Below are 7,248 nucleotides of genomic sequence, written 5' to 3' on the forward strand. Positions count from 1 at the left end.
CGCTGCTGGCTATACTCTTGGGTATGCCTGATATGGATCGCTGGCCCACGGGCCGCCTATTGTCCACGGCAGCACGTCTTGTAGAACACTCCTGGAACGAAAAATTGGGGGCCATTGGCCTGACCCATGCCGGGGTGATCGCCATGGAGGTGCTCTCGGCGAATGGGCCGATGACGCAAGCCCAATTGGCCCAGCTCGTCCGGGTCCAGGCCCAGACAATGGGCAAGACACTGAGCCGGCTGGAAGCGCACGGCCACATTTCGCGGCACCGCAGCACCTCCGACCGGCGCAGCCATGTGGTGTCGCTGACTGACCAGGGGCGCGAGGCGGTTGCCGCGGCCGCCGACATGGAACGTTCCGTGCTCGCCGCCACGCCCATTGACCCCGACGTGCTGCGGCAGGAGCTCCAGGCCGTGGTCAGGGTGCTGGCAACCAAGTCTTCCTCGCCGGAGGCCAACGCCATCGTCACGGCTGCCGAGCCGGGCGCCATTGCCGGGGCCACCCCGCTGAATTAGCCACACTGCTGTGGGGGAACGGGAACGGGACGGCAGGGTTTCCCGCCGTCCCAATCAGTTCCGTTCTCGAGGCCTTCAGTGGTGAGAGGTCACCAGGTGTTCCTGTGGTGGTTGTGGTGCCTATTGTCGTGCCGGTTTCCGTGATGGTCCCAGAACCCGTCCTTGTCATGCCGGCAGCCGTCCCGGCCCGTCCACGAGCCGCGGTGGTCGTTGTCGTCCCGCCAATTGCCATGATCGTCGCGCCACCCCCATCCGTCGGCGTTGTCATGCCACCGGTTCTCCCCGTCCCACCAGCCATTGCGCGTGTCGTGCCGGTTGTTGTCCCGCATGTGGTGCCGGTTCACAAATGAGGACTGACTCCAGGAGCTGGCGGAGGCGGTCGAAGTGGTAGCGGCGGCGCTGGCAGGCAGGGCGCTGGCGCCCAGGCCCAGTGCGGCGGTCACCGCGGTTGTTCCAATGATGCGAATAGCCTTGTTCATGAAACTTGGTCCTAACGGAGATCGATTTCCCTGGCCCCGGGGCGGGCCGGACAGGCATGCTGCCGGGGGCCCATGATTTGCGTGTCTGCTGACGCGATCCTCAGTGAGGGCACCGGGAGATCTGAATATCATCTTTGGTGGTCGCGTCGGGCTCTCTGGCCGGCGTTGTTGTCGGTCCGGGTCTGCAGGACCGGTCGCTCCAGAACTGTTGCCCGGAGCACCTTTCCAGTCAACGCCCCTGCATTGACTCTCAAAAGGGACTAAAGACCCTGTTTCTGCAGCAATCGGACGGATCGCTTCAGGAGCCGGGATGCTGGCGGTCGGAGCAGCCCCGGCACGTTGGCCACTGCCTGGATTGACGCTGCCTACACCGTTACGGCCTGGTTCGCCAGGGTGGCGACGATGGCTGACATTTTGAGGCCGGTGAGCACCGCCGTGAGCAAGACGACGCTGATCGTGACCCACACCGGGGCGAGCCCCCGCCGCGGTGCTACCTCGTGGACGATCACGGAGCGGCCAATCACGTAGACCTCCCTGCTGAGGAACACCCACGCCCAGTGGAAGGGCCGGACAACGCCGTCCTTGCGCAGCCGGTCCCAGTCCAGGTACGCCAGGAGGGCGGACACGCCGTAGGCCACGAAACTGATTGCTATGAAGAGGAAGTAAGGCGCCGTGAAAATCGACGCCGGATCAATTGTCTGGATCTGCCGCGGGCCCACGGTGCGCAGCCGGAGCACAGGGTTCCAGAACATCAGCAGGATGAGCGGTACGAGCGGCAGGGCCACAATTGTCCAGATGTACGCGTTGTAGACCGGTGTTCGGTCGCTGATGCGCCTGCGCGGCGCCACCGGCTGGCGGGGCGCTGTCGCCTGGAACTGCGGTGCGTTGAACTGGCCGGTCCAGGCCGAACCGTTCCACCACTGAAGCCGGCCCGAGCCTGCCGGGTCCGGATACCAGCCAGGGCCAGGGGCGGAGGCGTTGGGCGGGACGGTCATGGCTGTTCATCCTTTGCGTGGCGTGGCGCGCGTTGGCTTTCTTCTGTTCCGTGAGAGAGCGTACAGGGGGATGGGCAACTCCATGATTCCCCCATTGGCCGCAGTGGTGCATTGGATGGAGTCTAACCGCGGCCCGTGCCGGCGGGAAGGCCGGCCGACGGCGCAGACCCGTCCGCTGGAACCCTTGGGCCAGCCTGCCGCCCAGGCGCAAAAGGGCAGTCCGGAAGTCTCGACGCGCCAGCCGATCGGGAGGACGATTAATAGGCAATCACCACGAAGGAGGTCAGTGATGTGCTATTCGTACAACAGGGATTCCTGGCGGGATACCAGGAAGGATGCCGCAAAGGATTCTGAGGATCGCCCGGAGACCCGGGCGGAGGCGCCGGAATTCAGGTTCTGGGCCTTCCCCCGCCGCAGCAAGGAGTTCACGGTCGAAGAGCCGGAGAAGGTGCGCGACCGGTCCCGCGAGAAAGTCTGATAAATCGATGTGCATGAGGCGGCCGCTGAGCCACACAGTTCACTGTGACGGTTCGGCGGCCGTTTCATGGCCCGGCGGGCCGGCGGAGGCCAATGGCCGCGGAGAGGCCTATAAGCAGACCGCTGAGCGCCAGCAGGAATCCGCCGGCAAGACTGCCTTGCCCGTCCGGTCCGGGACCAACCCTGCCGGCCGCCGCTGCGGAAGGAATCGCCGTTGCGGACTCTGGGCCCTGGCCAGCGTCTGGCGACTGAGGGGCGGACGTTCCCGCCGTGGCTGGGACCGGAACAGCACCCGTGGCCGGTGGGGTGGGGGCTCCTTGGCTGACGGAGGGGGCGGGGCCCGGCGTCGGCGGAGCCGCGTCCTGTCCGGGGACCTGGCTTTGAGACGGCGACTGAGACGGTGGTTGGGGCGGCGGGGGGTCCGACGGCGGCGCTGTGCTGCCCGGGGGAGTCACACTGGGCGCCGGGGAAGCGGACGGTGGGACCGGCGTCGGTGAGGCGGGGCAGATCTTCACGGGAAGAAGGCCGGCAGACTTGCAGGGCGCAGCCGCCGCGGGCAGCGCAACGACCAACGGCGAGACCGCGAGCAGCAGGGCCACAGCGGCTGCGTACGAGGCCTTCCGGGTGGAGTTCATCCCTACCATCGTAGGGTTCCACCGCCGGCAGCCGGGGAATCCTGGCCTTTGCGTGTCTCCTTAGCCCGGGCAAGGTCTGCGCTCAGCAAACCATCGCCACTGTGGACCAAGAATGGGTAGGGTGAGCCATGAGCCATGAGCCATGAGCCATGAGCCATGAGCCATGAGCCATGAGCCATGAGCCATGAGCACCGGGCAGCGACAGCGAACCCCGCTCCCCGCCAAAGACCCCAAGCATCCGGAGATCTGACTCATGCCGACCACTGAGGGCCGCAAGCGAATGGAACCGCGGATGACTCGCAGCTCCTGGAAGTTCAGCGCCTGGTCCGCTGCCGGCCGCACAGCTGACCTGGCATTCACCGCGGCAAGGATCTCCAGCGGCGGCCCTGGAGGGCAAGCACAATTGTCCAGGCGATCGGAACCAACGGGGAGGCGGACTCACCCAGGAATGCGAGGACGGCAAAGACGATCCAGAGCCCACCGGCGATGACGGAGAGGACGACAAGCGCCTTGCGGGTCATCACGAAGGCGGGCATGTCGACACCTTCGGATCGCAGGGCACGGGTTTCAGCGGCTGCTCCCCGGAGCAGGGGGACGAAGCTCGCATGGGCCAGCGGCCGGTCGCAGGCCCTTCCACTCCGGGCGCTCAGGTCGAGGTCAGGAGCTCTCCCAGTATTTATCGCCCACAGCTTCGAGATACAGGGTCAGGAACTCGGACAGCGTCGACGCCGCCAGTGGCCAGTCACTGCGCGGGTCCAGGGGCTGTGCGACCAAGACGCCGCCGTTGGCTTCCAGTACCAAGAGGTCCGTGTCGCCAAGGAACTCGCCGATGACTGCGTCGCTCGGCACAAAGTCTTTCGGTCGGCTCGCTCGCTCGGCGTCGGTGCGCGCTGCCGCCGTCGCGGGTTCCAGAATGTGGAGGCCCCATTGGCCGTAGTCGATGTCTTGGAACAGCCACGCCTCGCGACTTGATAGCCAGAGTGCCTCCAGCCCGGGCAAAAGTGCGTGGGCGGCCCAAGCCCCTGAGACTTCGTCGAGGGAGGCTCCTGACTCCACCTTGCTGGCGAGCCGGAATGGGTTCGACCCGACTCCGACTCCGTCGCGAGGCTCGGTCCAGTTACGATACGGATCGAGGGCAGCATCTACGGTTGGCATCAGTAGTCCCTCCACCACACGTTGGGCTGGGTCCAATGCACGTCCAGCGGCGTCCGCACCAGGCTCGTCAGCCTCACTGGGCCGTGACTTTGATTCCGGCGACCGCCCCGGTCCAGGCGCCGGTCGGGTCCGGGCGGGTCAACTGGGCGCTGACGTAGCCCTTCTGCAGTTGTACGACCTGCGATTGGGTTCGCGAGCAATCGACCTCGAACACCGTGTGCTCTGTTCCGCCCAGCGAGTTCTGGGAGAGGAAGATCTGGGCATGGGGGATGCCCACGCAGGCCGCGGTGACTGTGTGCGGACCGGCGACCGTCACCATTGCGGCTTTGGTGAAGCCAACCCCTGGCCCGTCCGCCGGACCGGCGTCGGAGAGGAGCGCGGCCCCTGGCGCCTCGGCCAGACGCTTGTGCAGCTCGGCGTAGTTGCTCGCTTCCACCCCCAGCACCCCCGGATCTCTGGTCGGGGGGGCGGGCGCCGGGCGGTGGCTTTGCCCGGCCGCCGTCGGCCGCGGATCGCCCTCGTCCTCGTAGGCGCAGGAGGCCAAACTACCGGCGAGCAGCAGGCCAACAACGGATGCCGCAGCGCAGCGGACTGTTTTCGTTCCCCCAGGACCAGACATGGGCCGAGTCTACGGTCAGTGCCCTAAAAGGCAAGTCATTCCGGCCCCGCCGGTCGGGGAGGCCTTCGCCAACCTGATTGCGAGTCTGGTCTGCGCACCAGCCCGGATCCGGCCCGCCACGGCGTCGTCGCCGGCTCCTTTTCGCCAACAAAAAAGAAACCCCGTCCCGCAGGCCGCTAAGCCTGCGTGACGGGGTTTCTCGCTGGTGCACCCCCCGGGACTCGAACCCGGAACCCATTGATTAAGAGTCAATTGCTCTGCCAGTTGAGCTAGAGGTGCATCTGTTGTTTTCGTTCCTCGGGGCTTTTTATTTCCCGCGTTGTTCTCCGCAACGACATGAAACTCTACACGAGATTGGCTGTCGTGTGAAATCGAGGGGCGCGGGATGGTCCAGGTTAGCCGGGGAGGTTCAAAATCAGCGCGAAATCAGGGTTTTGCCCGTTGCTGAGGAGCCACAGGCGCCCGTCAGGAGCGAGTGAAACATTGCGCACCCGGCCATACTTTCCTGTGAAATAGCTCACAGGATCTCCGGCGAATTCGCCGTTGAGGGGAACGACCCAGAGCCTTTGGCCGCGCAGGGCGCCCAGGTAGGCGGTGCTGCCGGCAATTTCGAGTCCGCTGGGGGAAGACTCCGCCGTCGACGGCCACACCACCTTGGCGTCCAGGAAGCCGGGGCGGTGCGGGGCGCCCGTCACCTCGGGCCAGCCGTAGTTGCCGCCCGGCACGATCAGGTTGAGCTCGTCGTTGACGTCCGGGCCGAATTCGCTGGCCCACAGCCGGCCCGCGCTGTCCCAGGCCAGTCCCTGGACGTTCCTGTGGCCGAAGCTGTAGACGGGGTTATCGCCGAACGGGTTTCCCGGTGCCGGCCTGCCATTCGGAGTGAGTCGGAGGATCTTTCCGCCGAGCGCCGCGCGGTCCTGCGGCTGCTCCCGGCGCTGCGAATCGCCCGTCCCCACATACAGGAAACCATCGGGCCCAAAGCGGATCCGGCCGCCGTTGTGCGTGCCGGCCTTGGAAATGCCGGTGAAAACCGGTTCCAAGGCACCGAGCTCCAGCCGGCCGCCACGTTCCTCCAGCCGCATGCGGGCGATTCTGTTGTCCGCCTCCGCGGTGAAGTAGGCGTAGAGGTAACGGTCCGACGCGAAGTTGGGCGAAAGGGCAAGGCCCAGGAGGCCGCCTTCGCCGCCGGGCACGACGCCGGGCACCTTGCCGACCGTACCGAGCTGTCCGTCTTTGATGGTCCTGAGCAGTGCTGTGTCGCGCTCGGAGATGACCGCGGTGCCGTCGGGTAGATGGACCGTGGACCACGGCAGTTGCAGCCCATTAACCCGGCTTGCAACCGTGGGCTCACCCGCTGCCCCGGCCGTGCCCGGTGCGCCGGTGGCAGTGCGGTCTCCCGGCTGAACCACGGGCGAGGTTGAGCCGCCGGTACAGGCACTCAGGAAAAACACGGCAACGGCCAGCGCGGTGGCCCGGGCCACCGCACTGAAGAAGAAGCGCCTGCCACCGAAGCGCCTGCCGGTAATGCGGACGAGCATCAACGGACGCGATGAGAACGGATGGGTCGGCCGACCGGACCGCCGGCTACTGCCGTGTCCGGCGCGGCGGCCGAAACCCGGCTGCTTCGGCGTGGGCCGGGGAGGCAAACCACACCTCAGCCCGGGTTTCTTCATACGCCGGGCTGGTCTCGTCGTGGTAGATCATCGACGAGGCATTGCCCTTGACTGTGAAACCCTCAGGGCCGCTTCCGTCGGCGGCCGGAGCCGCTGACCCCTCGCCGTAGGGCTGCTCAGTGGCCAAATGGCCGGTGGGCTCGGCCGTTTGGCTGGCGGAGGCCCCGGCCCCTGCCGGCGAGGCTGCCATCTGCGTCGTTTCCGTGTCGCCGGGACCCGTGGGCTGTGTCCCGGCGTCGGGTTGTCCGGGCATCGCCGTGCCGGTGCCGGTATCAACGCCAGTGCTGGTTGAAGTGGCCGTGCCGGTAACGGTGTTCTCGTCGTCGACTGGTTCCGCGGCTGCCGATTCGGCCCCGGGCAGAGTCGGAGCGTGGGGCTCAGTGTATTCCGGGTGGTGGACGGGCAGGCCCGCCGCGCCAGTCTCCGCAGCACCGCCAAGCTCGGCGGCCGTCACAGCGTGCGCACCGCGGGCCGGCTCAGCGTGGGCCGCGGCGGTGTGTGTCTCCGCCGGCGGGGCGGTCTCGGACCACTGGGTCTCCCACTCGGCATTGCCCGGGGCGCCTGTTGCTTCCGGGGCGGCCTCGGCGCCCGGCTTGATGGTCGGGGCGGCGGTGGCCGCTGCGGGCCCGGTCGCCTCGGGGGCAACCTGGCTCTTATACACCTCTCCGAGCCCACGAGACCATTAGTGCGATCTCGTATG

9 protein-coding genes and 1 tRNA gene are annotated in these 7,248 nt (G+C 66.9%); 2 read left to right on the plus strand and 8 right to left on the minus strand.

Translation table 11 applies throughout. The annotated features are described in order from the left end of the window. Positions 1–32 precede the first annotated feature (32 nt). Positions 33–515 carry a MarR family winged helix-turn-helix transcriptional regulator gene (locus ARTB_RS15300; protein ID WP_043433894.1) on the plus strand — a complete coding sequence of 161 codons (483 nt, stop codon included), beginning with the start codon at positions 33–35 and terminating at the stop codon, positions 513–515. Positions 516–604: 89 nt separating this feature from the next. On the opposite strand, the gene ARTB_RS15305 is transcribed toward ARTB_RS15300, so the two are convergent. After that, entirely contained in the window at positions 605–994 is a 390-nt protein-coding gene (locus ARTB_RS15305) for a hypothetical protein (protein WP_243181309.1), read from the minus strand. Positions 995–1,359: 365 nt separating this feature from the next. Next, complete coding sequence (locus ARTB_RS15310; RefSeq protein WP_243181310.1) at positions 1,360–1,989, minus strand: DUF2510 domain-containing protein; 630 nt, start codon at positions 1,987–1,989, stop codon at positions 1,360–1,362. Positions 1,990–2,278: 289 nt separating this feature from the next. Between ARTB_RS15310 and ARTB_RS15315 the strand changes: the two genes are divergently transcribed. Beyond that, the gene (locus ARTB_RS15315; RefSeq protein WP_028275031.1) at positions 2,279–2,467 is read left to right on the plus strand and encodes a hypothetical protein; all 189 of its coding nucleotides are present in this window, start codon (positions 2,279–2,281) and stop codon (positions 2,465–2,467) included. A gap of 990 nt (positions 2,468–3,457) precedes the next feature. On the opposite strand, the gene ARTB_RS15320 is transcribed toward ARTB_RS15315, so the two are convergent. The 6 genes from ARTB_RS15320 to ARTB_RS15345 all read right to left on the minus strand — a co-directional run bounded on the left by ARTB_RS15320 (position 3,458) and on the right by ARTB_RS15345 (position 7,209). After that, the gene (locus ARTB_RS15320) at positions 3,458–3,637 is read right to left on the minus strand and encodes a hypothetical protein (RefSeq protein ID WP_243181311.1); all 180 of its coding nucleotides are present in this window, start codon (positions 3,635–3,637) and stop codon (positions 3,458–3,460) included. Positions 3,638–3,758: 121 nt separating this feature from the next. Next, positions 3,759–4,256: a hypothetical protein gene (locus tag ARTB_RS15325; protein WP_243181312.1), complete on the minus strand. Its 498-nt coding sequence runs from the start codon at positions 4,254–4,256 to the stop codon at positions 3,759–3,761. Positions 4,257–4,329: 73 nt separating this feature from the next. Next, entirely contained in the window at positions 4,330–4,875 is a 546-nt protein-coding gene (locus tag ARTB_RS15330) for a hypothetical protein (protein WP_243181313.1), read from the minus strand. A gap of 203 nt (positions 4,876–5,078) precedes the next feature. Next, positions 5,079–5,154: transfer RNA gene (locus ARTB_RS15335), tRNA-Lys, on the minus strand. Between the two features lie 116 nt (positions 5,155–5,270). Then, positions 5,271–6,413 carry a PQQ-dependent sugar dehydrogenase gene (locus ARTB_RS15340; protein ID WP_243181314.1) on the minus strand — a complete coding sequence of 381 codons (1,143 nt, stop codon included), beginning with the start codon at positions 6,411–6,413 and terminating at the stop codon, positions 5,271–5,273. Positions 6,414–6,459: 46 nt separating this feature from the next. Then, positions 6,460–7,209: a sunset domain-containing protein gene (locus ARTB_RS15345; RefSeq protein WP_243181315.1), complete on the minus strand. Its 750-nt coding sequence runs from the start codon at positions 7,207–7,209 to the stop codon at positions 6,460–6,462. Positions 7,210–7,248 lie beyond the last annotated feature (39 nt).

The sequence above is a fragment of the Arthrobacter humicola genome (assembly GCF_022803015.1).
GTDB classification, from domain to species: Bacteria; Actinomycetota; Actinomycetes; order Actinomycetales; family Micrococcaceae; genus Arthrobacter; species Arthrobacter humicola_A.

Excerpts from the sequence above, each read along its gene's own strand:
- ARTB_RS15330 (WP_243181313.1), bottom strand. The coding sequence starts at position 4,875 with ATGTCTGGTCCTGGGGGAACGAAAACAGTCCGCTGCGCTGCGGCATCC.
- ARTB_RS15300 (WP_043433894.1), top strand. The coding sequence starts at position 33 with ATGGATCGCTGGCCCACGGGCCGCCTATTGTCCACGGCAGCACGTCTT.
- ARTB_RS15315 (WP_028275031.1), top strand. The coding sequence starts at position 2,279 with ATGTGCTATTCGTACAACAGGGATTCCTGGCGGGATACCAGGAAGGAT.
- ARTB_RS15325 (WP_243181312.1), bottom strand. The coding sequence starts at position 4,256 with ATGCCAACCGTAGATGCTGCCCTCGATCCGTATCGTAACTGGACCGAG.
- ARTB_RS15310 (WP_243181310.1), bottom strand. The coding sequence starts at position 1,989 with ATGACCGTCCCGCCCAACGCCTCCGCCCCTGGCCCTGGCTGGTATCCG.
- ARTB_RS15320 (WP_243181311.1), bottom strand. The coding sequence starts at position 3,637 with ATGCCCGCCTTCGTGATGACCCGCAAGGCGCTTGTCGTCCTCTCCGTC.
- ARTB_RS15340 (WP_243181314.1), bottom strand. The coding sequence starts at position 6,413 with ATGCTCGTCCGCATTACCGGCAGGCGCTTCGGTGGCAGGCGCTTCTTC.
- ARTB_RS15305 (WP_243181309.1), bottom strand. The coding sequence starts at position 994 with ATGAACAAGGCTATTCGCATCATTGGAACAACCGCGGTGACCGCCGCA.